The 26,663-nt window shown below is 56.5% G+C and carries 21 protein-coding genes and 3 tRNA genes; 4 read left to right on the top strand and 20 right to left on the bottom strand.

From position 1 onward, the window contains the following. Positions 1–50: 50 nt before the first annotated feature. The 14 genes from rlmB to nnr all read right to left on the bottom strand — a co-directional run bounded on the left by rlmB (position 51) and on the right by nnr (position 15,820). Entirely contained in the window at positions 51–785 is a 735-nt protein-coding gene (rlmB, locus tag IM291_RS08985) for a 23S rRNA (guanosine(2251)-2'-O)-methyltransferase RlmB (RefSeq protein ID WP_041911487.1), read from the bottom strand. A 65-nt stretch (positions 786–850) separates the two neighbouring features. Continuing rightward, positions 851–3,292, bottom strand: coding sequence for a ribonuclease R (gene rnr / locus IM291_RS08980; protein ID WP_192986669.1), 2,442 nt, complete (start codon positions 3,290–3,292; stop codon positions 851–853). Between the two features lie 38 nt (positions 3,293–3,330). Further along, on the bottom strand, positions 3,331–3,756 hold the full coding sequence (nsrR, locus tag IM291_RS08975) for a nitric oxide-sensing transcriptional repressor NsrR (RefSeq protein WP_028015256.1): 426 nt from the start codon (positions 3,754–3,756) through the stop codon (positions 3,331–3,333). 192 nt (positions 3,757–3,948) lie between these two features. Further along, a complete protein-coding gene (locus IM291_RS08970; RefSeq protein ID WP_006178975.1) occupies positions 3,949–5,247 on the bottom strand; it encodes an adenylosuccinate synthase in 1,299 nt (432 codons plus the stop codon). A 104-nt stretch (positions 5,248–5,351) separates the two neighbouring features. Further along, complete coding sequence (locus IM291_RS08965) at positions 5,352–5,549, bottom strand: DUF2065 domain-containing protein (protein ID WP_003855996.1); 198 nt, start codon at positions 5,547–5,549, stop codon at positions 5,352–5,354. Between the two features lie 71 nt (positions 5,550–5,620). Next, on the bottom strand, positions 5,621–6,625 hold the full coding sequence (gene hflC / locus IM291_RS08960) for a protease modulator HflC (RefSeq protein ID WP_028015255.1): 1,005 nt from the start codon (positions 6,623–6,625) through the stop codon (positions 5,621–5,623). 2 nt (positions 6,626–6,627) lie between these two features. Then, complete coding sequence (gene hflK / locus IM291_RS08955) at positions 6,628–7,887, bottom strand: FtsH protease activity modulator HflK (RefSeq protein ID WP_028015254.1); 1,260 nt, start codon at positions 7,885–7,887, stop codon at positions 6,628–6,630. A 56-nt stretch (positions 7,888–7,943) separates the two neighbouring features. Further along, the gene (gene hflX, locus IM291_RS08950; RefSeq protein ID WP_023331851.1) at positions 7,944–9,224 is read right to left on the bottom strand and encodes a ribosome rescue GTPase HflX; all 1,281 of its coding nucleotides are present in this window, start codon (positions 9,222–9,224) and stop codon (positions 7,944–7,946) included. A 73-nt stretch (positions 9,225–9,297) separates the two neighbouring features. Further along, on the bottom strand, positions 9,298–9,609 hold the full coding sequence (hfq, locus tag IM291_RS08945; RefSeq protein WP_013095287.1) for an RNA chaperone Hfq: 312 nt from the start codon (positions 9,607–9,609) through the stop codon (positions 9,298–9,300). A gap of 85 nt (positions 9,610–9,694) precedes the next feature. Further along, entirely contained in the window at positions 9,695–10,645 is a 951-nt protein-coding gene (gene miaA, locus IM291_RS08940) for a tRNA (adenosine(37)-N6)-dimethylallyltransferase MiaA (protein ID WP_028015253.1), read from the bottom strand. Then, complete coding sequence (mutL, locus tag IM291_RS08935; protein WP_028015252.1) at positions 10,638–12,482, bottom strand: DNA mismatch repair endonuclease MutL; 1,845 nt, start codon at positions 12,480–12,482, stop codon at positions 10,638–10,640. Before mutL ends, miaA begins: the two co-directional genes overlap by 8 nt. Positions 12,483–12,491: 9 nt before the next feature. After that, positions 12,492–13,826 (bottom strand): N-acetylmuramoyl-L-alanine amidase AmiB, encoded by a 1,335-nt coding sequence (gene amiB / locus IM291_RS08930; protein ID WP_192986667.1) that lies wholly within the window; start codon positions 13,824–13,826, stop codon positions 12,492–12,494. Positions 13,827–13,842: 16 nt separating this feature from the next. After that, positions 13,843–14,304 (bottom strand): tRNA (adenosine(37)-N6)-threonylcarbamoyltransferase complex ATPase subunit type 1 TsaE, encoded by a 462-nt coding sequence (gene tsaE, locus IM291_RS08925; RefSeq protein WP_028015250.1) that lies wholly within the window; start codon positions 14,302–14,304, stop codon positions 13,843–13,845. Further along, entirely contained in the window at positions 14,297–15,820 is a 1,524-nt protein-coding gene (gene nnr / locus IM291_RS08920) for a bifunctional ADP-dependent NAD(P)H-hydrate dehydratase/NAD(P)H-hydrate epimerase (RefSeq protein WP_192986665.1), read from the bottom strand. Before nnr ends, tsaE begins: the two co-directional genes overlap by 8 nt. On the opposite strand from nnr, the gene queG reads away from it, so the two are divergent. After that, positions 15,819–16,958 (top strand): tRNA epoxyqueuosine(34) reductase QueG, encoded by a 1,140-nt coding sequence (gene queG, locus IM291_RS08915; RefSeq protein WP_028015248.1) that lies wholly within the window; start codon positions 15,819–15,821, stop codon positions 16,956–16,958. The two genes, nnr and queG, sit on opposite strands and share 2 nt — an antisense overlap. Positions 16,959–17,228: 270 nt before the next feature. On the opposite strand, the gene IM291_RS08910 is transcribed toward queG, so the two are convergent. The 4 genes from IM291_RS08910 to orn all read right to left on the bottom strand — a co-directional run bounded on the left by IM291_RS08910 (position 17,229) and on the right by orn (position 18,270). Continuing rightward, positions 17,229–17,304: transfer RNA gene (locus tag IM291_RS08910), tRNA-Gly, on the bottom strand. 36 nt (positions 17,305–17,340) lie between these two features. Then, a tRNA-Gly gene (locus tag IM291_RS08905) sits at positions 17,341–17,416 on the bottom strand. Positions 17,417–17,452: 36 nt separating this feature from the next. After that, positions 17,453–17,528, bottom strand: a tRNA-Gly gene (locus IM291_RS08900). 196 nt (positions 17,529–17,724) lie between these two features. Then, positions 17,725–18,270, bottom strand: coding sequence for an oligoribonuclease (gene orn / locus IM291_RS08895; protein WP_028015247.1), 546 nt, complete (start codon positions 18,268–18,270; stop codon positions 17,725–17,727). 107 nt (positions 18,271–18,377) lie between these two features. Here orn and rsgA point away from each other — a divergent pair, with 107 nt between their 5' ends. The 3 genes from rsgA (at position 18,378) to mscM (ending at position 23,839) form a co-directional block, all read left to right on the top strand. Next, on the top strand, positions 18,378–19,430 hold the full coding sequence (gene rsgA / locus IM291_RS08890) for a small ribosomal subunit biogenesis GTPase RsgA (protein ID WP_032644955.1): 1,053 nt from the start codon (positions 18,378–18,380) through the stop codon (positions 19,428–19,430). Positions 19,431–19,527: 97 nt separating this feature from the next. Beyond that, positions 19,528–20,496 (top strand): archaetidylserine decarboxylase, encoded by a 969-nt coding sequence (gene asd / locus IM291_RS08885; RefSeq protein WP_028015245.1) that lies wholly within the window; start codon positions 19,528–19,530, stop codon positions 20,494–20,496. A gap of 19 nt (positions 20,497–20,515) precedes the next feature. Next, the gene (gene mscM, locus IM291_RS08880) at positions 20,516–23,839 is read left to right on the top strand and encodes a miniconductance mechanosensitive channel MscM (protein ID WP_028015244.1); all 3,324 of its coding nucleotides are present in this window, start codon (positions 20,516–20,518) and stop codon (positions 23,837–23,839) included. A 37-nt stretch (positions 23,840–23,876) separates the two neighbouring features. Here the strand turns inward: mscM and yjeM are convergent, their stop codons facing one another. Together yjeM and epmA are read right to left on the bottom strand one after the other, a co-directional pair. Next, a complete protein-coding gene (gene yjeM, locus IM291_RS08875) occupies positions 23,877–25,376 on the bottom strand; it encodes a glutamate/gamma-aminobutyrate family transporter YjeM (RefSeq protein WP_192986663.1) in 1,500 nt (499 codons plus the stop codon). Positions 25,377–25,574: 198 nt separating this feature from the next. Then, the gene (gene epmA, locus IM291_RS08870; RefSeq protein ID WP_041911493.1) at positions 25,575–26,552 is read right to left on the bottom strand and encodes an elongation factor P--(R)-beta-lysine ligase; all 978 of its coding nucleotides are present in this window, start codon (positions 26,550–26,552) and stop codon (positions 25,575–25,577) included. Positions 26,553–26,663 lie beyond the last annotated feature (111 nt).

Genomic DNA, 26,663 nt, shown 5'->3' with positions numbered 1-26,663 from the left:
CGGGGAGAGGGAGAAAACACTAAAGGCCGTCCTTTGGACGGCCTTGCTGTTTATTCTCCGCGCTGGCGCACCGCTTCAAACAGGCAGATACCCGTTGCAACGGAAACGTTCAGAGACGACACGCTGCCCGCCATCGGGATGCTGATCAGCTCGTCGCAGTGCTCGCGCGTCAGACGACGCATGCCTTCACCTTCCGCCCCCATCACCAGCGCCAGACGGCCGGTCATTTTGCTCTGATACAGAGTATGATCCGCTTCGCCCGCGGTACCGACGATCCAGATATTCTCTTCCTGCAGCAGACGCATGGTGCGCGCCAGGTTGGTCACGCGGATCAGCGGAACGTTTTCCGCCGCGCCGCAGGCCACTTTCTTCGCCGTCGCGTTAAGTTGGGCAGAGCGATCTTTCGGTACGATAACCGCGTGCACGCCCGCCGCATCCGCGCTGCGCAAGCACGCGCCGAGGTTATGTGGGTCGGTGACGCCATCCAGAATCAGGAAAAACGGGTTTTCCAGCGCGGCAATCAGATCCGGCAGATCGTTTTCCTGATACTGACGGCCCGGCTTCACGCGGGCAATGATCCCCTGGTGCACCGCGCCTTCGCTTTTCTCATCCAGGAACTGGCGGTTCGCCAGCTGGATCACCACGCCCTGCGCTTCCAGCGCGTGGATCAGCGGCATCAGACGTTTGTCTTCACGACCTTTCAGAATAAACACTTCCTGAAAACGCTCCGGTGCGCGCTCGAGAAGGGCCTGCACCGCGTGGATGCCGTAAATCATTTCACTCATTGATGGTTCTCGTAATAAATATTTCCCCTCTCCCGGTTGGGGAGAGGGTCAGGGTGAGGGGAGAATTATTCCGCCTGCTTTTTCTTGGCTGCGCGCTTCGCTTTTGTCGCGGCAGCGATTTTCTGCGTCTTCGCGGAAGGCTTTTTCGCTGAGCGAGCCTCTTTCTTCGCCGCCTTTGGCTTCTGTTTCTTCTCGCCGCGGAACGCGCTGTCCGGCTCGAAGTTAACCTTTTTGCCCGCCTGGCGACGTTTACCGCTCGCTTTGCCGTTTCCGCCTTTTTTCGCCCTTTCACGCTCGGTTTTACCGACGTTACGCGGCGCGCGCTCGCTGGAGATCAGGCTGAAGTCGATTTTACGGTCGTCCATATTCACGGCTTCGACCTTCACTTCCACGCGATCGCCCAGACGGTAGGTCTGGCCGCCTGATTCGCCAATCAGACGCTGGCCGACCTGGTCGAAGCGGTAGTAGTCGTTATCCAGGCTGGAGACGTGCACCAGACCGTCGATAAACAGCTCATCCAGACGAACGAAGAACCCAAAGCCGGTCACGCTGGCAATCACGCCCTTAAAGACGTTGCCCACCTGATCCAGCATAAAGTCACACTTCAGCCAGTCCGCCACGTCGCGCGTCGCTTCATCCGCACGGCGCTCGGTCATGGAACAGTGCTGACCCAGTTGCAGCATCTCTTCCATCGAGTAGTGATAGCCGCCGGTTTCGGTGGTGTTCCCTTTATGACCCTGCTCCTGCGCCAGCAGATACTTGATCGCGCGGTGCAGTGACAGATCCGGATAGCGACGGATCGGCGAGGTAAAGTGCGCGTAAGACTGCAGCGCCAGGCCGAAGTGCCCCCGGTTTTCCGGATCGTAAATCGCCTGCTTCATGGAGCGCAGCAGCATCGTCTGCAGCATTTCCGCGTCAGGACGATCGCTGATGGATTCCAGCAGTTCGGCGTAATCGCGCGGCTCAGGCTTATTACCGCCAGGCAGCTCCAGGCCGAGCTCAGCCAGCACGGAGCGGAACGACGTAATGGCTTCCGTGGTCGGCTTATCGTGAATACGGAACAGCGCAGGCTCTTTGGCTTTCTCAACGAAGCGTGCCGCCGAGATATTCGCCAGAATCATACACTCTTCGATCAGCTTGTGCGCATCGTTACGCTGGGTCTGTTCGATACGCTCAATGCGGCGCTCAGCGTTGAAGATAAACTTCGCTTCTTCGCTCTCAAAGGAGATCCCACCGCGCTCTTCGCGCGCCTGCTCCAGCGTTTTGTAGAGGTTATGCAGCTCTTCAATGTGTTTAACCAGCGGCGCGTACTGCTCGCGAAGGTCCTGGTCGCCCTGCAGCATATGCCAGACCTTGGTATAGGTCAGACGCGCGTGCGAGCTCATTACCGCTTCGTAGAATTTGTAGCCCGTTAAGCGCCCTTTGGTGGAGATGGTCATCTCACATACCATACAGAGACGGTCAACCTGCGGGTTCAGGGAGCACAGGCCGTTGGAGAGCACTTCCGGCAGCATCGGTACCACCTGCGACGGGAAGTAGACCGAGGTACCACGGCTGCGCGCTTCGTTATCCAGCGGCGTGTGCGGACGAACGTAGTAGCTTACGTCAGCAATGGCCACCCACAGACGCCAGCCGCCGCCGCGTTTTTTCTCGCAGTAGACCGCGTCATCGAAGTCGCGAGCGTCTTCACCGTCAATGGTGACCAGCGGCAGACTGCGGAGATCCACACGGCCCGCTTTAGACTCTTCCGGTACTTCTTCGCGCAGGTTTTCGATCTGCTCTTCGACCGCTTTCGGCCAGACGTACGGAATTTCATGGGTACGCAGCGCCATATCGACGGCCATGCCAGTGCCCATGTTATCGCCCAGCACTTCGACGATTTTACCGACCGCTTTGGTGCGACGGGTCGGACGCTGGGTGAGTTCAACCACCACCACAAAGCCCATACGCGCGCCCATCACCTCTTCAGGTGGGATCAGAATATCGAAGCTCAGACGGCTGTCGTCCGGCACCACGAAGCCTACGCCCGCATCGGTAAAGTAGCGGCCCACAATCTGGCTGGTTTTTGGCACCAGCACGCGAACCACGCGTGCTTCGCGACGGCCTTTACGGTCTGCACCCAGCGGCTGCGCCAGGATCTGGTCGCCGTGGATGCACATTTTCATCTGTTCGGATGAGAGGTAAAGGTCGTCCTTACGGCCTTCCACGCGCAGGAAGCCAAAGCCGTCGCGGTGACCAATGACGGTCCCTTTCAGCAGGTCGAGGCGTTCCGGCAGCGCGTAGCACTGGCGGCGGGTAAAAACCAGCTGGCCGTCGCGCTCCATCGCGCGCAGGCGGCGGCGAAGGGCTTCAATTTGCTCTTCACCTTCAATGTTTAATTCAACGGCAAGTTCTTCACGATTGGCGGGTTTTTCGCGTTTTGTTAAGTGTTCAATGATGAACTCGCGGCTGGGGATAGGATTCGCGTATTTTTCGGCTTCGCGTTCCTGGAAAGGATCTTGTGACATGTCGGTTCCTCCGTTGTCAGCTCCGGTGGAAATTTTCTTCATTCCACCAGCAATAATTTATAAAGTGGTTGATTCTCTTCAACCAAATCGGCCAGCGTGTAGTTATCCAGTTCCTTGAGAAAACTTTGCACGGCCTTAGAAAGCGCCTGTTTCAGGCGGCAAGCGGGCGTAATGTGGCAGAACGCGCTGCTGCAGTTCACCAGAGACAAGGGCTCCAGCTCGCGTACCACATCCCCGATACGAATACTCTGTGCCGGTTTACCAAGACGGATCCCTCCATTCTTCCCGCGGACGGCAGCAACGTATCCGGCACGGCTAAGTTGATTGATTATTTTGACCATATGATTACGGGACACACCGTATACCTCTGTGACTTCAGAGATACTGGTCATCTTCCCTTCGGGTAACGACGCCATGTAAATCAGCGCGCGTAAGCCGTAATCGGTGAAACTTGTTAACTGCACATCAACCTCAGGAAAAAGGGAAAACGCGGTTAAACCGCAGAGATATTCATTAATGATGATAAACCAGCCAGATAGTTAGCGGCTAATTTATTTGACAGACGGGGCGAAAAAGCGGAGATCCAGGAGCGGTCGCCGGTTGGCGCTACGCTTATCCGGCCTACGGGTCTCCCCGCAGGCCAGCAGTCACGAAGATTATGCGTCGAACGGGTCGCGCAGGATCATCGTTTCAGTACGATCCGGGCCGGTAGAAATAATATCGATCGGCACTTCGGTCAGTTCTTCAATGCGCTTGATGTAATCCAGCGCCGCCTGCGGCAGGCCGCTACGCTCTTTCACACCGAAGGTGGTCTCAGACCAGCCCGGCATAGTTTCGTAGATTGGCTCAATGCCTTCCCAGTCGTCAGCAGCCAGCGGAGTGGTGGTCACTTCGCGGCCATCTGGCATACGGTAACCTACGCAGATTTTCACTTCTTTCAGGCCGTCCAGCACGTCCAGCTTGGTCAGGCAGAAGCCAGACAGGGAGTTGATCTGCACTGCGCGACGCACGGCAACCGCATCCAGCCAGCCGGTACGACGACGACGACCGGTGGTCGCGCCAAACTCGTTACCCTGCTTGCACAGGAACTCGCCGGTTTCATCAAACAGTTCGGTCGGGAATGGACCCGCACCTACGCGAGTGGAGTACGCTTTGATGATGCCCAGAACGTAATCCACATAACGTGGACCCAGGCCAGAGCCGGTCGCTACGCCACCCGCAGTGGTGTTCGAGGAGGTGACGTACGGATAGGTACCGTGGTCGATGTCCAGCAGCGTACCCTGCGCACCTTCGAACATGACGAAATCGCCACGCTTGCGCGCCTGGTCCAGCAGATCGGACACATCAACAACCATACCGGTCAGAATGTCTGCAATCGCCATGACGTCATCCAGCACTTTCTGGTAGTCAACAGCGTCAGCTTTGTAGAAGTTCACCAGCTGGAAGTTGTGATATTCCATCACTTCTTTCAGTTTTTCAGCGAAGGTCGCTTTGTCGAAGAGGTCACCGACGCGCAGACCGCGACGTGCAACTTTATCTTCGTAAGCCGGGCCGATACCACGACCGGTGGTGCCGATCGCTTTCGCGCCACGCGCTTTTTCACGCGCCACGTCCAGCGCCACGTGATAGTCCAGGATTAGCGGGCAGGCTTCGGAGAGCAGCAGACGCTCACGAACAGGGATACCACGGTCTTCCAGACCTTTCATCTCTTTCATCAGCGCAGCAGGAGACAGCACAACGCCGTTACCGATGATGCTGGTGACGTTTTCGCGAAGAATGCCTGATGGAATAAGATGGAGGACGGTTTTTTCACCGTTGATTACGAGAGTATGGCCTGCGTTGTGACCGCCCTGGTAGCGTACAACATATTTAGCCCGTTCAGTCAGAAGATCGACAATCTTCCCTTTACCTTCGTCACCCCATTGGGTGCCCAGTACGACGACGTTGTTACCCATTTTTTTCAAAATCACCGTTTGCTTAAAAATGGATTCTACCATCGCTTTTTCAGATATACAGCACTTTTTGACCTTAAAATACGCCAATTGCGGCTAGTTTTTGATCAGCCAATCGTTTTCCTCAACATGTAGTAGATAACGATACCGGCAACCACAAGACCACCGCCGAAACGACGCAAAATATTATCCGGCAGCTGGCTCATGGTCGCGATCATACGACGCCACGCGCGCGGATAGAGCATCGGGCCGAGACCTTCCAGCACCAGAACCAGGGCCAGCGCGAGCCAGATCGTTGAATTCATTTTTCATCCTTATAAAAGAAAACCACCGCTCCGTTGGGAGCGGTGGTTTGAATACTCAAACGAGCCTGAGTTTATCGCGTTGCGTTGGTCGGCGTCTTCATATAACGGAAGAAATCGCTGTCCGGGCTGAGCACCATCACATCCTGGTTGCTCTTAAAGCTATTCTCGTAAGCGCGCAGGCTACGGATAAAGGCGTAGAAGTCTGGATCCTGGCTGAATGCATCGGCAAACAGCTTCGCCGCTTCCGCATCGCCTTCACCGCGCAGGATACGGCCCTGACGTTCAGATTCCGCCAGCGTCTTGGTCACTTCATAGTCCGCTGCCGCACGCAGTTTTTCAGCCTCTTCCTGACCCTGTGAACGATGACGACGGGCAACCGCTTCACGCTCGGCGCGCATACGGTTGTAGATCGCCTCGGACACTTCCGCTGGCAGGTTGATCTGCTTGATACGCACGTCAACCACTTCGATACCCAGCGCCGCCATACTGTTCGGGTTGATCACCGGCACTTTACCGTTGGTTTCAGCCTGAACGCGTTCGGCCGCTTTAGCAATCGCGTCATCCGCTGCTGGCGTTGCCACTTCGTCTTCGGTGCCCGCTGTACCGGAGTTCAGCGCATCGCGCACTTCCAGGGTCAGACGACCGCGGGAGTCGGTCACGATGTCTTTCACATCAAGACGACCAATCTCGGAGCGCAGACGGTCAGAGAACTTACGTTTCAGCAGCACTTCTGCCTGAGAAACGTCACCGCCGCCCGTTGCCAGGAAGTAGCGGCTAAAATCGCTGATGCGCCATTTGATGTAAGAATCAACGATCAGGTCTTTCTTCTCTTTGGTCACGAAACGGTCGGCCTGGTTATCCATGGTCTGGATACGCGCATCGAGCGTTTTCACAGACTGAATGAACGGCACCTTGAAGTGCAGGCCCGGCTCGTAAATCACCGGACGTTTGTCGCCATCACGCACGACGCTGCTGAACTGGAACTTGATCCCACGCTCGCCCTCTTTCACCACAAAGATCGAGGTATACAGCACGACCAGTACGATGACGATGATCGCAATAACTGACTTACGCATCCTTATTCCCCCTGACGCTGGTAGTCGTTACGCTGCGCGTTAGCACGGCGTTGGTCCATAATGTCACCATCGTTCGAAGAAGGCGTTGTGTTCGCGCTGGAGCTGCCTGATGAGGCTGGCGGCAGACGCAGCAGGTTGTTCGCTCCGCTGGTGTCTTTCGCTGCCGGTGCAGAACCGCCTTTCAGCATCTGATCCAGCGGCAGAACCATCAGGTTTCCGCCTTTGCTGTCGTTAACCAGCACTTTGCGGGTGTGGCTCAGCACTTTTTCCATAGTCTCGATATACAGACGCTCACGGGTAATTTCCGGGGCGGCTTTGTATTCCGGCAGGATGCGCGCAAAGCGAGCCACTTCACCCTGAGCTTCCAGGATGGTCTGGGTCTTATACGCACGCGCCTCTTCCAGAATACGCTGCGCCTGACCGTTAGCACGCGGCTGAACTTCGTTGGTGTACGCTTCTGCTTCGCGGATGTACTGCTGTTCGTTTTCACGGGCAGCAATCGCATCGTCAAACGCGGCCTTCACCTCTTCCGGCGGACGTGCAGCCTGGAAGTTGACGTCCAGCAGGGTGATACCCATGTTGTACGGACGAATCGTCTCTTCCAGCTCGCGCTGGGTATCGCTACGAATAACGGTACGACCTTCGGTCAGGATGCGGTCCATGGTGTATTTGCCGATCACACCACGCAGGGCGCTGTCGGTCGCCTGACGCAGGCTGTCATCGGCGCTGGTCACGCTAAATAGATAACGCTCAGGATCGGTCACGCGGTACTGCACGTTCATCTCGACGCGCACCACGTTCTCGTCAGACGTCAGCATCACGCCAGAAGCGGCCAGTTCACGGACGGACTCCACGTTAACTGCGGTCACGTCATCAATGAAGGTCGGCTTCCAGTTCAGGCCCGGCTCAACCAGATGGCTGAACTTACCGAAACGGGTGACCACGCCGCGTTCTGCTTCTTTAATGGTGTAGAACCCGCTGGCTGCCCAGACGATCACCAGCCCGGCAGCAACGATGCCCACCAGGCGGCCACCTAATTGCGGGCGCGGCCCCTGACTGGAACTGCCACCCGAGCCAGAACCTTTTCCTCCGCCAAGGCCACCAAGCTTTTTGCTCAGCTTGCGGAAGATATCATCCAGATCCGGCGGCCCCTGCTCGCGACCACCTTTGTTGCCATTTCCCCCAGAGTTGCCGCCTTGATTATTGCTGCTTCCCCACGGGTCGCGGTCTTGTCCGTTATTACCGGGCTGATTCCACGCCATGTATATGCTCCATATTTGTTATGCAAGGGCGAATTTTTCAGGCTTCCCCTTTCTGATCAGACGATATAGTCCGCCAGCGCAGGTTCTTGTTTACAGAGGCGACGCCAGTCAACGATCGGCATACGCACCTGCATCCCCACGCTGCCGTCATCCTCCATCCACTCTTTTTCTATCGCCTGAAGCTGATAAAACCGGCTGCGCAGCCTGCCTTCCTGTGGCGGCAGTCGCAGCGTGTGCTGAGCTACCTCACCGGAAAGACGTTCTGTCAAAGCCTGGAAAAGCAGTGGCACACCGATTCCGGCCTGAGCAGAAAGCCAGACCCGAATCGGTTTGTTCTCTTCATCACGGTCGATACGCGGTTCGAAATCCTCCAGCATATCGATCTTATTCATCACCAACAGGGTGGGAATTTCGTGGGCGTCAATTTCTTCCAGCACCACGTTCACCGCGTCGATGTTCTCCTGCACGCGTACGTCAGCCGCATCAATCACGTGCAGCAGCAGGGTCGCCTGACGCGTCTCCTGCAACGTCGCCTTAAACGCCGCCACCAGATCGTGCGGCAGATGGCGGATAAACCCTACGGTATCCGCCAGCACTGTTTCACCCACGTCTGCAACGTCAATGCGGCGCAGCGTCGGGTCCAGGGTCGCAAACAGCTGGTCTGCGGCATACACCTGGGCCTCGGTTATCTGGTTAAACAGGGTGGATTTACCGGCGTTGGTATAGCCCACCAGCGACACCGTGGGGATGTCGGCTTTGGTTCGCGCCCGACGCCCCTGTTCACGCTGTTTCTCGACACGTTCCAGACGTGAGAGGATCTGGGTAATACGGCCACGCAGCAAACGGCGGTCGGTTTCGAGCTGGGTTTCACCCGGACCGCGCAAACCAATCCCGCCTTTTTGTCTTTCAAGGTGGGTCCAGCCACGCACCAGACGCGTCGCCAGATGGCGCAACTGCGCCAGCTCAACCTGCAGTTTCCCCTCGTGGGTACGGGCACGCTGAGCAAAAATGTCTAAAATCAATCCCGTGCGATCGATAACACGGCATTCGCAGAGAGCTTCCAGGTTGCGCTCCTGGGCTGGAGACAGCGCATGATCAAACAACACGACTGACGCGCCGGTTGCTTTTACGGCATCCGCAATTTCTACTGCTTTACCTTCACCAACAAAATACTTTGGGTGCGGCGCTTTACGGCTACCGGTAATCACCTGCATTGCTTCGACACCGGCGGAAGAGACCAGAGATTCAAACTCCTGGAGGTCTTCCATATCTTTGTCTTGCGAAAAATAGATGTGTACCAGCACCGCCTGCTCACCGGCATCATAACGGTCAAACAAGCGTAAACCTCTCTAAAAAGATCAGCGGGGAACGCAGGATCCCTGGCTCCCCGTGTGGATAACAGCTAAAACCTTATTCGGTCTCGTCGCTGTCCTGCGCAGGAGCAGAAGAACCCTGCGCGTTGCTGCCATGATGGTAGTTACTGCCTGTGCCGCCGCCAGCGTTATTGCTGTGATGAGAGACCGGACGGGACGGAACAACAGTAGAGATAGCGTGCTTGTAGACCATCTGGCTGACCGTGTTTTTCAACAGGATCACGAACTGATCGAAAGACTCAATCTGACCTTGCAGCTTAATACCATTCACCAAATAAATAGAAACTGGAACACGTTCCCGACGCAATGCGTTCAGGAACGGATCTTGTAAAGATTGCCCCTTAGCCATTCTATCTTTTCCTTATATGCTTGTTTTGTACTTAGAACCTTGCGATTCTGAAAAATTGCGCACGATACGTCTCAATTGTACACATTCAGTGGGCGATATCACCAACAACCTCAATCACATCGTTTAACGCCTGTTGCGGTTTTTCACTGTCTAACCAGTGAACCCCCTCCCAACCGCGCAACCAGGTGATCTGGCGCTTCGCTAACTGTCTCGTGGCGCAAACACCTCGATAAACCATTTCATCGTATGAAATCTCACCTTCAAGATACGACCACATCTGGCGGTATCCCACACAACGAACGGAAGGCATATCCGTATGCAAATCTCCACGGGCAAATAGCGCCCGCACTTCTGCTTCAAAATCTGAAGCCAACATCTGATGAAAACGCTGCTCAATTCGTTGATGGAGCAGTTCACGGCTCGCCGGGGCGATGGCGAACTGATGCACCTGATACGGCAGAGCGTCTCCTGACGTTTGCGTCAGTTCCGTTAAAGTTTTACCCGAAATGAAAAAAACTTCCAGTGCCCGGGAAAGCCTTTGCGGATCGTTTGGATGGATTCGCGCCGCCGCAACCGGGTCAATCTCTGCCAGTTGCTTATGCAATGCGTCCCACCCCTGCTCTGCCGCCTGCTGCTCAATCTTTGCTCTGATTTCAGGATCTGCAGAAGGTAAGGGTGATAAACCTTCGAGCAGCGCCTTGAAGTAGAGCATGGTTCCGCCAACCAACAGCGGTATACGCCCCGCCGCCGTTATCTCGGCCATCTCAGCTAAGGCATCCCGGCGGAAATCCGCTGCGGAGTAAGCCTCTGCCGGGTCGAGAATATCCAGCAAACGGTGCGGTGCCGCACGCAGTTCGTCTGCGCCGGGCTTCGCCGTGCCGATGTCCATCCCTCGATAGATGAGGGCGGAATCAACGCTAATCAACTCTACAGGCAAAACTTTACGTAACTCAATGGCTAACGCTGTTTTGCCAGAGGCCGTTGGGCCCATTAAAAAAATTGCCTTTGGCAGGCTCGCCTTGCTTACGTCAGTCATGTTTCAGGGCGGTCATCGCCGTTTTTAAATCAACAGGTTGTAATAACCCACCCGGCGGCGCTTTCACCAGCTGTGGGCAGAGGCGTTCCACCTCCGCCAGCACGGTAATCGCCTGCGCCATACTCCACGGTGAATGTTCGCTGGCCAGATGGCGGGCGATCCACTGCGCGGTGTTGGCAGCCTCCAACGATGTTTGCTGCGCCAGGTAGCCTATCAGTTCAGGAATCAAGTTTTGTAAATTTTGTTGGCGTAAGGGTAAAGGCACTGCGCGAATTGTCACATGTTGTGGTTCGAGCACAATTTCAATGCCCATTTGCGCCAGCTGGGCCTCTGCACGCTGCAATACCCTTGTTTCTTCAGCGGATATTTTCAGGCGAACCGGGATCAATAACGGCTGCGCACAGGCCGCATGTTCCCCCGGCGTCAGTTGCGCCTGCTTGAGCCAGCGTTCGGCAACCGGCAGCGCCAGAAGCAGCAGTTTGCCGTCGCGCTCAAGCAAGGCCATATCCGGTGCGATTATCGTCAGCACCCGGCCAAAACTCTGGCTATGGCCTTCAAGGGAAGGTGTCGCCACCGAAACGTGCTCTTTGCGCTCGACTGCGGGCGTTTCCAGCAGTTTACGGTACAGCGCCCCCTGCTGCTTCTGATAGCCGGGCTGAGCGTTAGGGTAGTTCACGCCCGTCGGACGCGGCGCGGCTCCTGCAGAGGAGAAACGCGGGGCGTCTGGTTCACGCGCGACGGCAGGCTCCGCAAAATGGTTGCGGCCCGCAGCAACACGGTTTTCCGGAATGGGGCGCGGTGCGGAGTCTTCTTTTTCCAGTGGCAGCGTGGGTTCAAGCTGCTGTTGCAGCACGCTCAGCACGCCCTGGTAAATAAAATCATGCACCAGACGCGACTGATGGAAACGCACTTCATGCTTGGCAGGATGGACGTTGACATCCACCTGATGCGGGTCGATCTCCAGATAAAGCACAAAGGCCGGTTGCTGATCGGCCCCGAGCTTGTCTTCGCAGGCCTGGCGAATGGCGTGGTTAATGAGGCGGTCACGCATCATGCGGCCGTTCACGTAGCAATACTGAATTTCAGAATACGCCGCGCTACTGGCGTTCGGATCGGCCACCCAGCCGCGTAAAGCCAGATCGCCGTGCTGCCACTCGATAGCCAACGCCTGCTCCAGGAACGGCGTCCCGCAGATAGCGCCTAACCGTCGCTCTTTCTGACCACCTTCAGCCACCGCGCGGTACTGGCGCATCACCTTGCCGTTATGGCTGAGGTTGATGGTGACGTCGAAACGGGCGAGCGCAATTCGGCGGATGATCTCGTCGATATGGCCGAACTCGGTTTTTTCGGTACGCATAAACTTGCGGCGGGCGGGAGTATTGTAGAACAGGTCCAGAACTTCCAGCGTAGTACCGACAGGGTGCGCCGCGGGTTTGACCGTGACGTCCATATCCCGCCCTTCAGCGTAGGCCTGCCAGGCTTCCTGCTGTTCAGCGGTACGGGAGGTCAGCGTTAAACGAGAAACCGAGCTGATACTGGCCAGCGCTTCGCCGCGAAAACCGAGGCTGATAATCGCTTCCAGGTCATCCAGAGAGGCAATTTTACTGGTGGCATGACGCGCCAGCGCCAGCGCCAGCTCCTCTTTTTTGATGCCGCAGCCGTTGTCGCGAATGCGGATAAGCTTTGCGCCGCCGCGTTCGATATCAATATCAATGCGGGTGGCGCCCGCATCGAGACTATTTTCAACCAGCTCCTTCACCACCGACGCAGGGCGTTCCACCACCTCACCGGCGGCGATTTGGTTCGCGAGCTGCGGCGGCAGAACCTGAATCGGCATGAAATCTCCTTAATTTGTGGCGGTCAACCCACCCGGCTGCGCGGCGCTGGCCGTCTGGGCTGCTCCGCCCTGCGGCGCGGACTGCAGAGGATGCGCCTCAAAATATTTACGTAAACCGTTATAAATCGCTTCGGCAATTTGCTGTTGATAGCTGTCGCTGCCCAGCAGGCGCTCTTCACTGTTATTGCTGATAAAGCCCGTCTCTACCAGAATTGACGGAATATCCGGCGAGCGCAGAACGCCCAGGCTCGCATGTTCAGGGCGGCGCTTATGCAATGCCCCGATGCCCTGCAACTGGTTCAATACGTTAGTGGCGACATCATACCCGACGCGCTGAGAATGACCGAATTGTAAATCCAGCACCGCCTGGCTGAGGTATGGGTCAGACTGGCTGTTTGCCAGCACATCACCCGCGCCGCCTAACAGTTCAGACTGTTTCTCATGCTCTTCCAGCCAGTTGGCCATTTCGCTGTTTGCCCGGCGGTTCGACAGGACCCATACCGAGGCGCCCGTCGCGTTACGGTTCGGTGCGGCATCCGCGTGAATGGAGACCAGGAAATTGGCGTTTTGCTTACGCGCCACGTCTGAGCGGCCCATCACAGAGATAAAATAGTCGCCGTCGCGGGTTAGTACGCCTTTAAACATCGGATCATCGTTCAACAGCGTCCGCAGCTTGCGGGCCACCGCAATAGTGACATTTTTCTCTCGCGTGCCGCCCGGGCCAATCGCTCCAGGATCCTGTCCACCGTGCCCGGCATCAATGGCGATAATCACTTTGTCACCGCTGACCGTACGCCGTGCGCTGGCCGCCGGACGCGTTACCGTGTTACTGCTGGTTGCCGCGGTGATGCGATCGTTCTGCGATTTAAACGGATTACGCGCAGGTTCCGATGGGCGAGGCGTATACACCGGCTCTTCCACGCGTTTCGCGACAACCGGTGGCGGCGGAGGCGGCGGAACATCGGCATTGATGGTGAAGACCACCGTATAGTTCGCCCCGTTTTGCTGCTTCACCGCCTTCGTTTTGCCCTTTTCGGTCAGGTCGACCACCAGGCGCAGCGACTGGCTGTCCTGAGGGGTACCCGAGCGGATACTTTTCACCAGGTTGTTACCGCTGAACCGCAGCGGTAACCCCTGGATCACGCCTGTCTGTTTGATATCCAGCGCCACGCTGTGGCTGTCTGGCTGTGAAAACGCGTATTCAGGGTCGCCCATAAAGCTGAACGTAATCCGCGCCTGGCTTTCGCCGTTTGACACCTGAATATCCGAAAGGCTTGCCGCCCCGGCCTGCGCGCACAGCAGCACCGTCGCAGCCAACACCCAACCTTTAACGCGACTAATCATCCCGTCATCCCTACTCTTAACCGGCGAGACGCGCCAGTAAGGAACACCCTGATGAGGAAACCGCACTGATGCGAGCCTCACGCCCTTGAGCCTGGTAATCTAAGTGAATTTCGACATCCGGGTCAGGCAGCACACCCGCACCTTGTTGCGGCCACTCCACCAGGCAGATGGCGTCGTTGGCAAAATAATCACGGATCCCCATAAATTCCAGCTCCTCAGGATCCGCAAGGCGGTATAAATCAAAGTGGTACACCATAAGATTGTCGAGGGTGTACGGCTCGACCAGCGTGTAGGTAGGGCTTTTCACGTTCCCGTTATGCCCTAACGCCTGCAAAAAACCCCGGCTGAAGGTGGTTTTACCCGCACCTAAATCGCCATACAGATAAATGACGGTTGCCCCCTGACAGGCCTGCGCCACGCGCTTGCCGAGATCTAAAGTGGCTTGTTCATCAGGTAAAGGAATCGCTCGATTAGTCATTTTCTACGTCAATCACATCCGGGTTAACAACACGCCGCAGCGTGCAAAAGAGATCGGTGGCCAGCATACCGCGTGTCCCCTCCCGCGCAGCAAGCCTGTCAGCTGCCGCGCCGTGGGCCACGCAGCCCGCACAGGCTGCATCATAAAGGGGAAGTTTCTGTCCAAGCAATGCGCCGATGATGCCTGAAAGCACATCGCCCATACCGCCGCTCGCCATGCCCGCATTTCCGGCATCAATAATGCCCTGCGTCTCGTCACTGGCGACAACGGTGCCTGCCCCTTTCAAAACGGCAACACCTCCGTAACGTTTTACCAGACGCTGAGCAGAAAGTAAGCGATCGCTTTCAATTTCTGCCACGCTGCAGTTAAGCAGGCGCGCGGCTTCGCCGGGGTGTGGCGTCAGAATGCGATTGTGACGCTTATCCGGATTTATTGCCAGAAGGTTAAGCGCGTCGGCATCCCACAGCATCGGTTTACGAAAATTCTCGACCTTTTGCAGGGCCTGTTTACCCCATGTCTGTTGTCCAAGCCCGGGACCAATAACCACCACATCCGCCCATTCGAGGCTTTCTTCCAGCGTCTGGGGCGTAAGCTCATGGACCATCAGTTCCGGTCGGGCTGTGATGATTGGCGCAATATTTTCAATGCGAGTGAGTACTCGCACTAACCCGGCACCGCTGCGAAGTGCCGCCTCACCGGTCATGCGAACCGCTCCTGCCGTACCGCGATCGCCACCAATAATCACCAGCCTGCCGTTGTCGCCCTTGTGAGACGTTGGGCGGCGCGGCGGAAGCCACTCTTTTAGCTGCGAGGAATCAAAGCGCGACAGGAGCGTTTCCTGTCCAACGAGCCAGCTCTCCAGCCCCAGCGCGTTATGGTGCAATACGCCGACCACATCCCGCGCTTTTCCGGTTAACAAGCCCGGCTTCAGGGCGATAAAGGTCACGGTGTGCGCAGCCTGAATAACGGCGCCAGGCGTCGCGCCGGTCTGTGCGATGAGGCCCGACGGAATATCCAGCGCGACGACCGGCGCAGAGTACCCGTTAGCGTGTTCAATAAGCGCGGCAATGTTTTCGCGAGGCGCGCTGCGTAGCCCGGTCCCCAGCAGACCATCAACAATCAGATCAACATCTTCCGGCCAGACGATATCAGGAGCATGAATCACGCCGCCTACGTTCAGCCATGCCTCCTGCGCCGCGCAGGCCTCTTCCGGCAGGGGCTTATCACTCTCCAGCGCCAGCAGGGTAACGCGGAGACCGGCTGCAACGGCAAGACGCGCAACGACGTAACCGTCGCCGCCGTTATTGCCGTGCCCGCACAAAATCAGCCAGTGAGTGGACTGCGGGTACGCGCTGCAGGCAACGTTAAACGCCGCCTCTCCCGCGCGCTGCATCAGTTCATAAAGGGTAATGCCGAGACTGTCTGCGGCCTCTTTTTCGGCGCGCCGGAGGTCGTCCGCATGCCAGATGGAATGTGGTATACTTGCGGGGTTTTTCTTCACCGTATGGTCCGTCATGTCACAGCCCCTCGATCTCAATGAATTAGCGCAAAAAATAAAACAGTGGGGTGCTGAGCTTGGCTTCCAGAAGGTAGGCATTACCGATACCGACCTCTCTGCCAGCGAGCCAAAACTGCAGGCCTGGCTGGACAAACAATACCACGGCGAAATGGAGTGGATGGCGCGTCACGGCATGATGCGCGCCCGTCCACATGAACTTTTACCGGGTACACTACGCGTCATCAGCGTGCGCATGAACTACCTGCCTGCCAATGCGGCCTTTGCGCGCACGCTAAAAAATCCCTCCCTGGGTTACGTCAGCCGGTACGCTCTGGGACGTGATTACCATAAGCTTCTGCGTAACCGCTTAAAAAAACTCGGGGAAACCATTCAGCAGCACTGTGATTCGCTGAATTTTAGACCCTTTGTCGATTCCGCGCCTGTTCTTGAGCGCCCGATCGCCGAAAAAGCCGGACTTGGCTGGACAGGTAAGCACTCACTTATCCTGAGCCGCGACGCCGGATCGTTCTTCTTCCTCGGTGAGCTGCTGATAGATTTACCCCTGCCGGTAGATGGCCCGGTGGAGGAAGGCTGTGGCCGCTGCGTGGCCTGCATGACCATCTGCCCGACGGGCGCCATCGTTGAGCCTTACACCGTTGATGCCCGCCGCTGCATCTCCTATCTCACGATAGAGCTTGAAGGGGCGATCCCGGAAGAGTTCCGACCGCTTATCGGCAACCGCATCTACGGCTGCGACGACTGCCAGCTGATTTGCCCGTGGAACCGCTATTCACAGCTGACGGACGAAGAGGACTTCAGCCCGCGTAAAGCGCTGCATGCGCCACAGCTTATTGAGCTGTTCGCCTGGACCGAAGCCTGGTTCCTGAAGGTGACGGAAGGTTCCGCTATTCGCCGTATCGGCCACCTGCGCTGGCTGCGAAACGTGGCCGTCGCGCTGGGCAATGCCCCGTGGGATGAAGCGAATATTCAGGCGCTCGAAAGCCGTAGAGGTGAGCACCCACTTCTTGATGAACACATAGAATGGGCGATTGCGCAGCAAATCGAGAAGCGAAATGCCTGCGTGGTCGAGGTGCAGCTTCCTAAGAAACAGCGGCTGGTTAGGGTGATTGAAAAAGGGCTTACGCGGGATGCGTGATATATTCACAGCCTGTGAATAAAAATAAAAACTCAAGCGCCATCTGGACTTGAGAAGAGGTCAAGTGATCTCAATAACATTTTGAAATGAAATTTTATCCAATTAATACAGTGGTTTGGGAAGATATTATTCACCCTGCTAACTTTCTGTACGGTTTGGGTAAAGCGCGAATTCTGTGGATAACTCTGTTTACAAGAGTATTTCAGATGCAATAGAAAACGTCCCCAGCGCGTCTTTTCGCTGTGGATATTTTAGAGATGAAGAAGAATTTGGAGCGGGAAACGAGACTCGAACTCGCGACCCCGACCTTGGCAAGGTCGTGCTCTACCAACTGAGCTATTCCCGCTTGGGTGGTCCGTGCTTTAGAAGCACTTTCAAATTTTGGAGCGGGAAACGAGACTCGAACTCGCGACCCCGACCTTGGCAAGGTCGTGCTCTACCAACTGAGCTATTCCCGCTTGGGCAGTCTGTGCTGTGGAAGCACCTTCAAATTTTGGAGCGGGAAACGAGACTCGAACTCGCGACCCCGACCTTGGCAAGGTCGTGCTCTACCAACTGAGCTATTCCCGCAAATCTGTACTGCTTTTGTTGCTGTCGTAACGTGTAATTCTCTGTCGTTACGGGAGGCGCATTATACGAGAAATCCTTTTAGCTGCAACCCCCCTTAAAGTGATTTTTTCGAAATTCAGTTCAAGTGCTTATTTAATCGGCAAGCTGAACAATTTAACGACAAAAACCCGGCCACGCAAGGTGCCGGATCTCAAAATCACAGCTTAATAAAGTTTTCGCGGTAGTACGCGAGTTCCGCAACAGACTCACGGATATCGTCCATCGCCTGGTGCGTACCCTGTTTTTTAAAGCCGTCCAGAATTTCAGGCTTCCAGCGCCGCGCCAGCTCTTTCAGGGTGCTCACGTCCAGATAGCGGTAATGGAAGTAAGACTCCAGCTCCGGCATGTACTTGAAGAGGAAACGGCGATCCTGACCGATGCTGTTCCCGCAGATCGGCGATTTACCCGCTGGTACCCACTGCTTCAGAAATTCGAGCGTCGCCAGTTCCGCCTCGCGATCGCCCAGCGTGCTCGCCTTCACACGCTCGACAAGACCGCTGCCGGTGTGGGTACGCACGTTCCACTCATCCATCAGCGCAAGCTGGTCGTCGGACTGATGCACCGCAATCGTTGGCCCTTCGGCAAGGATATTCAGGTTGGCATCGGTCACCAGAGTTGCAATCTCAATAATGCGATCGCGCTCGGGATCCAGCCCGGTCATTTCGAGATCGATCCAAATCAGGTTGTTTTCATCCGCGCTCATGTTATTTTCCACCCTTCTCGCATAACCGGCAGTAGCAGGTTAACTAGTATTAATTAGAGTGTATCATAGAGGTTTTGCCCCTTACGGGCGACCAGGAGCCAGTGCGATTGAGTAAAAATAAACTCTCCAAAGGGCAGCAGCGCCGCGTGAATGCCAATCATCAGCGCCGTCTTAAAACCACTTCGGAGAAGGTCGATTACGACGACAACCTGTTTGGCGAACCAACGGAAGGCGTAGTCATCAGCCGTTTCGGTATGCACGCCGACGTGGAATCCGCCGATGGCGAAATCCACCGCTGTAACATTCGCCGGACCATTCGTTCTCTGGTGACCGGCGACCGCGTCGTCTGGCGACCGGGTAAAGAGGCGGCAGAGGGCGTTACGGTAAAAGGTATCGTTGAAGCGGTCCATGAGCGTACGTCCGTGTTAACCCGTCCCGATTTTTACGACGGGGTGAAGCCGATTGCCGCCAACATTAACCAGATTGTCATCGTATCGGCGATTTTACCCGAACTTTCGCTCAATATTATCGACCGATACCTTGTCGCCTGTGAAACGCTGCAGGTTGAACCGATTATCGTGCTGAACAAAATCGATCTGCTGGATGACGAAGGCATGGCTTTCGTTAATGAGCAGATGGATATCTACCGCAAGATTGGCTACCGCGTTCTGATGGTGTCCAGCTACACCAAAGACGGACTGAAACCGCTGGAAGAGGCGCTTACCGATCGCATCAGCATCTTTGCGGGTCAGTCCGGCGTGGGGAAATCGAGCCTGCTAAACAACCTTCTCGGCCTTCAGCAGGAGATCCTCACTAACGATGTGTCTGATGTCTCGGGTCTGGGCCAGCACACCACCACCGCCTCACGTCTCTATCATTTCCCTCACGGCGGCGATGTGATCGACTCACCGGGCGTACGTGAATTCGGTTTATGGCATCTTGAGCCGGAACAAATCTTTAATGGATTTGTCGAATTCCATGATTATTTAGGCGCTTGCAAATACCGCGACTGCAAACACGATAACGATCCAGGCTGCGCTATCCGCGAAGCGGTTGAGAAAGGTGAAATCGCGGAGACCCGCTTCGAGAATTACCACCGCATTCTTGAGAGCATGGATCAGGTAAAAACGCGTAAAAACTTTTCTGATTCTGATAACTGACAACTAAGCTAAGCATCGCTAAAATCGTCCCCTTTTTTCAGGTTCCGGCGGCTTACTGCCGGATCAGGAACGACAAAACAATGGCCTGGAGGCTACCTTGTTAAACGCATTTAAACTTTCGCTTCAATACATTCTGCCAAAACTGTGGCTCACTCGCCTGGCGGGCTGGGGCGCAAGCAAACGCGCGGGCTGGCTGACCAAACTGGTCATCGACCTTTTCGTTAAGTATTACAAGGTCGACATGAAAGAAGCGCAGAAGCCGGACACCGCCAGCTACCGCACGTTCAACGAGTTTTTCGTGCGCCCGCTGCGCGACGAAGTGCGCCCGCTGAACACCGACCCTAACGTCCTGGTGATGCCAGCAGACGGCGTGATCAGCCAGTTGGGTAACATCGAAGACGACAAAATTCTGCAGGCGAAGGGCCACAACTACAGCCTGGAAGCGCTGCTGGCGGGCAATTACCTGATGGCGGACCTGTTCCGCAACGGTACCTTTGCCACCACCTATCTGTCACCGCGCGACTACCACCGCGTACACATGCCGTGTAACGGTATCCTGCGTGAGATGATCTACGTGCCGGGCGATCTGTTCTCCGTGAACCACCTGACCGCGCAAAACGTACCGAACCTGTTTGCCCGTAACGAACGCGTCATCTGCCTGTTCGATACTGAATTCGGCCCTATGGCGCAGATTCTGGTGGGCGCGACCATTGTCGGCAGCATCGAAACCGTCTGGGCTGGCACCATTACCCCGCCGCGTGAAGGCGTGATCAAGCGCTGGACGTGGCCTGCCGGTGAAGAAGAAGGTTCTGTCGCCCTGCTGAAAGGCCAGGAAATGGGTCGCTTCAAGCTGGGCTCTACCGTCATCAACCTGTTTGCGCCGGGCAAAGTGAAGCTGGCTGAGCAGCTCGAAAGCCTGTCGGTCACCAAACTGGGTCAGCCGCTGGCGGTCTCTACCGAAACCTTCGTGACGCCGGATGCAGAACCTGCTCCGCTGCCGCAAGAAGAGATCGACGCCGAGCACGACGCCAGCCCGCTGGTTGACGACAAAAAAGACGAAGGCTAACAAAAGAAGGATCGCTGACGTGCGCCCGATTATCGTTCTACTGATGGCCTGGTGCCTCAGCATGGGGGCGTACGCAGCGACAGCCCCAGACGCCAAACAGATAACCCAGGAGCTGGAGCAGGCGAAAGCGGCTAAACCCGCTCAGCCAGAGACCGTTGAGTCACTCCAGTCCGCACTGAACGCGCTTGAAGAGCGGAAAGGCTCGCTTGAGCGCGCTCAGCAGTATCAGCAGGTTATCGACAACTTCCCTAAACTCTCGCAAACGCTGCGCGCGCAACTCGCTAATCTGCGCGATGAGCCGCGCGAAGTGCCGGAAGGCATGACCACCGACGCCCTGAATCAGGAAATCCTGCAGGTCAGCAGCCAGCTCCTGGAAAAGAGCCGCCAGGCTCAGCAGGAGCAGGAGCGAGCGCGTGAAATTGCCGACTCCCTCAGCCAGCTTCCGCAGCAGCAAACCGACGCCCGCCGCCAGCTTAACGACGTTGAGCGCCGCGTGGGTACGCAAAGCGGCAACACGCCGCAGGCTCAGGCGCAAAATCTGGGTCTGCAGGCGGAATCTGCCCGTCTGAAGGCCCTTGTGGATGAGCTAGAGCTGGCGCAGCTTTCCGCCAACAACCGCCAGGAGCTGGCGCGGATGCGCTCTGAACTCGCTCAGAAGCAGAGCGAGCAGCTGGATGCGTACCTTCAGGCCCTGCGTAATTTGCTTAACAGCCAGCGCCAGCGCGAAGCCGAGCGAGCGCTTGAAAGCACCGAGCTGCTGGCGGAAAACAGCGCCAATCTGCCGGAAGGTATCGTCGATCAGTTTAAGGTCAACCGCGAGCTTTCTGCCGCCCTGAATCAGCAGGCGCAGCGTATGGATCTGGTTGCCTCCCAGCAGCGTCAGGCGACGAATCAAACCCTGCAGGTGCGCCAGGCGCTCAACACCCTGCGCGAGCAGTCCCAGTGGCTCGGGTCATCAAACCTGCTGGGCGAAGCGTTACGCGCCCAGGTCGCGCGCCTGCCGGAAATGCCGAAACCGCAGCAGCTGGATACCGAGATGGCCCAGCTGCGCGTGCAGCGACTGCACTTTGAAGATCTTCTCAATAAGCAGCCGCAAATACGCCAGATCCGTCAGGCTGACGGACAACCTCTGACCAGCGAGCAAAACCGTATTCTGGAAGCCCAGTTGCGCACCCAGCGCGAACTGCTGAACTCCCTGCTGCAGGGCGGGGATACGCTGATTCTGGAACTGACTAAGCTCAAGGTCTCTAACAGCCAGCTGGAAGACGCGCTGAAAGAGGTGAACGAGGCTACGCACCGTTATCTCTTCTGGACATCCGACGTGCGTCCAATGACCTTCTCGTGGCCAATTGAGATCGTTCAGGATCTGCGCCGCCTGATTTCCCTCGACACCTTTAGCCAGCTCGGACAGGCCAGCGTGATGATGCTGACCAGTAAAGAGACGATTTTCCCGCTGCTGGGCGCGTTGGTTCTGGTGGGCTTCAGCATTTATTCGCGCAGACATTTCACCCGCTTCCTGGAGCGTTCCAGCGCGCGGGTGGGGAAAGTCACTCAGGATCACTTCTGGCTGACGCTGCGCACCGTGTTCTGGTCGATTCTCGTCGCCTCTCCGCTACCGGTGCTGTGGATGACGCTTGGCTATGGCCTGCGGGAAGCCTGGCCCTATCCGCTCGCGGTCGCCATTGGCGATGGCGTCACCGCCACGGTACCGTTGCTGTGGGTGGTGATGATTTGCGCGACGTTCGCGCGGCCTAACGGCCTGTTCATCGCCCACTTTGGCTGGCCTCGTAACCGCGTGGCGCGCGCCATGCGCTATTACCTGATGAGCATCGGGCTGATTGTGCCGCTGATTATGGCGCTGATCATGTTTGATAATCTCAACGACCGGGAATTCTCAGGCTCGCTGGGGCGCCTCTGCTTTATGCTGATCTGCGGCGCGCTGGCCATCGTCACGCTCAGCCTGAAACGCGCGGGGATACCGCTCTATCTGGATAAATCCGGCAGCGGCGACAACATGTTCAACCGGCTGCTCTGGAACCTGCTGCTGAGCGCTCCTCTGATTGCGATGCTGGCAGCAGCGGTAGGTTACCTGGCAACCTCGCAGGCGCTGCTGGCGCGACTGGAAACATCGGTGGCGATCTGGTTCCTGCTGCTGGTGGTGTATCACGTGATCCGGCGCGGGATGCTGATCCAGCGCCGCCGTCTGGCCTTTGACCGCGCCAAGCATCGCCGGGCAGAGATCCTCGCTCAGCGTGCCCGTGGCGAGGAAGAGCCAACCCATGTCAACAGCACGGAAGGCACGATGGATGCGGACGAGGTCGAACTGGATCTGGATGCCATCAGTACCCAGTCTCTGCGCCTGGTGCGCTCCCTCCTGATGCTGATTGCCCTTCTGTCGGTGATCTTCCTGTGGTCGGAAATTCACTCCGCGTTTGGCTTCCTGGAGAACATCTCTCTGTGGGACGTGACGTCCACGGTGCAGGGCGTTGAAAGCCTGGAGCCGATCACCTTAGGCGCGGTGCTGATTGCCATTCTGGTGCTGATCATCACCACCCAGCTGGTGCGTAACTTCCCGGCACTGCTGGAGCTGGCGCTGCTGCAGCATCTGGATTTAACCCCCGGCACGGGATACGCCATTACGACCATTACGAAATACCTGATACTGCTGTTTGGCGGAATGGTCGGGTTCTCAATGATTGGTATTGAGTGGTCTAAACTGCAGTGGCTGGTGGCCGCGCTGACGTTTGGCCTTGGCTTTGGCATGCAGGAGATTTTCGCTAACTTTGTATCCGGCCTGATCATCCTGTTTGAAAAGCCGATTCGCATTGGCGATACGGTGACGATCCGCGATCTGACCGGGAGCGTAACGAAGATCAACACCCGCGCCACCACGATCAGCGACTGGGACCGTAAAGAGATCATCGTGCCGAACAAGGCATTTATTACCGAGCAGTTTATCAACTGGTCCCTGTCGGACTCCGTTACGCGCGTGGTGCTGACGGTACCGGCGCCGTCGGATGCCAACAGTGAAGAGGTCACGCAGATCCTCTACACCGCCGCTGAACGCTGTACGCTGGTGCTCGATAACCCTGCGCCGGAAGTATTCCTGGTTGATTTACAGCAGGGGATCCAGATTTTCGAACTGCGTATCTACGCCGCCGAAATGGGGCACCGCATGCCGCTGCGCCATGAGATCCACCAGCTGATTCTGGCGGGATTCCGCGAGCATGGTATTGATATGCCGTTCCCACCGTTCCAGATGCGTCTGGAAAGCATGGACGGACGCAAGATGGGTAAAACGCTCACGTCGGCGGCAAGATCGCGCCCGGCGGGAAGTCTGTAATCGTTCTCCCCTCCCTTTCGGGAGGGGTATTTTACCGCTACGCCACTTCCGTGACGTACGCCATTGAGCGCCGGCGGTAATTCTCATAAATCCCCATCGCCAGCAGCGAGAAGAAGACTGGCCCACCGACCATCCACAGCGCGCTGTTCCAGTCGTTCGCCTCAACCACGGGCTGAATAACGGTAAAGATGTTGGCAAATGCCACGACCAGCACCACCACCGTGGTCGCCAGCAGCGTTGCCGCGCGGGTTTTGAAGATCACAAACGGACGCTCAATATCCCGCTTCGCCTTAAAGAACGGGAACGCCAGCGTCAGGAACAGGTACGGCAGCGTCATCGATACGTTCGCCATCAGGGTCAGCTTATTATAGAACGCAGACGCGGTATCACCGCCAAATGACACCAGCAGAATGAACACACACACCAGCAGACACTGCATCCACATGGCGTTGGCAGGCATGCCTGCGGTATTGAGCTGCGTCATGCGTGCCGGCCACAGCGCCTTTGGCGTACCCTGGATGATTGCTTTCAGCGGCGAGTAGATTAGCGTGAAGAACGCGCCGGTATAGGCAAGGAACATCGACAGGCCGGTAATGCGCGCAAACCAGATCCCCAGGGTGGCCGATGCTTCCGGCGTCAGGTGCATGGCGTTACCCAGCGTCATTCCCAGGCTTTTCATCAGCACGTAGGTGATGTTCCCGAGGTTAGTGGTATTGTTACTCAACACCTGCTGCCAGTTAGTGCTAACGCCCCAGAGGAAAATCGCCAGCGAATAGCCGATGGAAATCACGATGGCGGCAAAAATAATCCCTTTGGCAAAGTTTTTTTCCGGGTTCTCGGTCTTATCGACCAGCCCACCTACCGCTTCAATACCGCCGTAGGCAAAAATGGCAAATACCACGAAGGAGAGCATGGCCAGACCGGACTGATAGCCCGGATTAGGCGATGATACGAAGTTCACCTCCTGCGCGAAGTGTCCGCCGTTCAGGCACAGAATGGCGATACTCACCAGCAGCAGCACCAGGTTCAGGCACATCACGGAAATACCGCCAACGGCGGTGATACGGGCAATTTTGTTGATGCCTTTTGACGCCACCAGCGTCACCACCACCATCCAGCACACCGCCAGAATCCCGACCACCTGCGTGGAGCTCAGCCCGGCTAAAGACCAGACCTGCGTTTTATCCGCACCGAAAAGAAACGTGGAGAACGGCACCCAGACTTTGGCCGCCGTGCTGACCATCCAGACGACGTAGGAGGAGAACCACATAAACGTCCCGATAAACGCGTAGCGCGGGCCGATGCTGTTGTTCATCCATGAATAGATACCGCCCTCTTCTTTCCGGTAAGCCGAGCCCATCTCCGCCATCATCAGCGCAAACGGGATAAAGAAGAACAGAGCAGAAACGATATAAAACGGCGTCGCGCTGTAGCCCATCAGATAGAAAGCCGACGGGCTGTTGGCAAAGCCAAAAACTGACGTAAAAATCATCAGAATGAGCCCGGTGAGGGTCATCTTTTTGAGTGACTGGGACATATAACCATCCGAAGAGGAATTAAACTGCGCGGATGGTAGCAGATGACCAGACTAATATTGTGGCTATACGAGGCAATTTAAGAAAAAGACCCGTGTACAGAGAAAATGGCAGTTTTTAATGTTGCGGAGAAGAAATGGAAAGGAAAATTGCCACAGATACTATATGCCGGGTAAGCGACAGCGCCACCCGGCCATGCTTTAGGCGCGATCGACCGTAAAGGCAATCACATCGCCCAGCTGCTCGGCGCCCAGCGCCAGCATGACCAGACGATCCACGCCCAGCGCCACGCCGGAGCAATCCGGCAGACCGGCTTTTAATGCTTCCAGCAAGTTAACATCAATCGGCTGCTGCGGCAGACCGCGTGCGGCGCGCTTACGGTTATCCTGCTCGAAACGCTGCTGCTGTTCGCGCGCGTCGGTCAGCTCGTGGAAGCCGTTCGCCAGCTCGATGCCTTTGTAGTAAACCTCAAAACGCTCTGCCACGCGGTGATCTTCAGTGCTGATCTGCGCCAGAGACGCCTGGCTTGCCGGGAAGTGATAGACAAACGTCGGACGGTCTTTGCCAATCTGCGGTTCCACGCCGAAGGTGAACAGCAGCTGCAGCAGCGTGTCGCGATCCTCTTCGGTATCCGCCACGTTGCTCAGATCCAGTTTTGCCGCCACTTCACGCAGCTGGGCTTTGTCCGCCGACAGCGGATCGATTTCCAGATGGCGCTGGAAGGCCTGCTGATAGGAGAGCGTTTCGGCTTCTGAGCAGTCCAGTACCTGCTGCAGCAGATCGTCCACCTCATTCATCAGGCGGTACATATCATAGTGCGGGCGGTACCACTCCAGCATGGTGAATTCCGGGTTGTGGTGACGCCCCATCTCTTCATTACGGAAGCTGCGGCACAGCTGATACACCGGACCACACCCCGCAGCCAGCAGGCGCTTCATGTGGTATTCCGGGCTGGTCATCAGATACAGATTCATGCCCTGGGAGTGGCCTGGGCCAACAAAACGGGTTTCAAACGGGACCAGATGAATATCCGTTACCGTTGCCTGACTCATGCACGGGGTTTCCACCTCCAGGACGCCGCGGTCGGCAAAGAAACGGCGGATCTCCGTCATAATTGCGGCGCGTTTTAACAGATTTGGGATGGATGCGCTCGGCTGCCAGGTGGCCGTTTCGCTCATGAGTTTTTCTCCGATTTCAGACAAGGGCACGAAGTCTACTCGTTAGCAGTGGCAGAGACAAATTTTGCGCAGTAAAAACGCGTATTTCATTTATGTGGATTATTTTGTGAT

The sequence above is a fragment of the Enterobacter cloacae complex sp. P27C genome (assembly GCF_014895705.1).
GTDB classification, from domain to species: Bacteria; Pseudomonadota; Gammaproteobacteria; order Enterobacterales; family Enterobacteriaceae; genus Enterobacter; species Enterobacter bugandensis.
Note: the sequence above shows the minus strand (reverse complement) of the source record. Positions and strands in the feature narration are given on the sequence as shown.

Bases quoted from the DNA above. Each gene is read 5' to 3' on its own strand.
- rlmB (WP_041911487.1), bottom strand. From the start codon at position 785: ATGAGTGAAATGATTTACGGCATCCACGCGGTGCAGGCCCTTCTCGAG.
- rnr (WP_192986669.1), bottom strand. From the start codon at position 3,292: ATGTCACAAGATCCTTTCCAGGAACGCGAAGCCGAAAAATACGCGAAT.
- IM291_RS08970 (WP_006178975.1), bottom strand. From the start codon at position 5,247: ATGGGTAACAACGTCGTCGTACTGGGCACCCAATGGGGTGACGAAGGT.
- IM291_RS08965 (WP_003855996.1), bottom strand. From the start codon at position 5,549: ATGAATTCAACGATCTGGCTCGCGCTGGCCCTGGTTCTGGTGCTGGAA.
- hflC (WP_028015255.1), bottom strand. From the start codon at position 6,625: ATGCGTAAGTCAGTTATTGCGATCATCGTCATCGTACTGGTCGTGCTG.
- hflK (WP_028015254.1), bottom strand. From the start codon at position 7,887: ATGGCGTGGAATCAGCCCGGTAATAACGGACAAGACCGCGACCCGTGG.
- hfq (WP_013095287.1), bottom strand. From the start codon at position 9,609: ATGGCTAAGGGGCAATCTTTACAAGATCCGTTCCTGAACGCATTGCGT.
- miaA (WP_028015253.1), bottom strand. From the start codon at position 10,645: ATGACTGACGTAAGCAAGGCGAGCCTGCCAAAGGCAATTTTTTTAATG.
- mutL (WP_028015252.1), bottom strand. From the start codon at position 12,482: ATGCCGATTCAGGTTCTGCCGCCGCAGCTCGCGAACCAAATCGCCGCC.
- amiB (WP_192986667.1), bottom strand. From the start codon at position 13,826: ATGATTAGTCGCGTTAAAGGTTGGGTGTTGGCTGCGACGGTGCTGCTG.
- tsaE (WP_028015250.1), bottom strand. From the start codon at position 14,304: ATGACTAATCGAGCGATTCCTTTACCTGATGAACAAGCCACTTTAGAT.
- queG (WP_028015248.1), top strand. From the start codon at position 15,819: ATGTCACAGCCCCTCGATCTCAATGAATTAGCGCAAAAAATAAAACAG.
- nnr (WP_192986665.1), bottom strand. From the start codon at position 15,820: ATGACGGACCATACGGTGAAGAAAAACCCCGCAAGTATACCACATTCC.
- orn (WP_028015247.1), bottom strand. From the start codon at position 18,270: ATGAGCGCGGATGAAAACAACCTGATTTGGATCGATCTCGAAATGACC.
- yjeM (WP_192986663.1), bottom strand. From the start codon at position 25,376: ATGTCCCAGTCACTCAAAAAGATGACCCTCACCGGGCTCATTCTGATG.
- epmA (WP_041911493.1), bottom strand. From the start codon at position 26,552: ATGAGCGAAACGGCCACCTGGCAGCCGAGCGCATCCATCCCAAATCTG.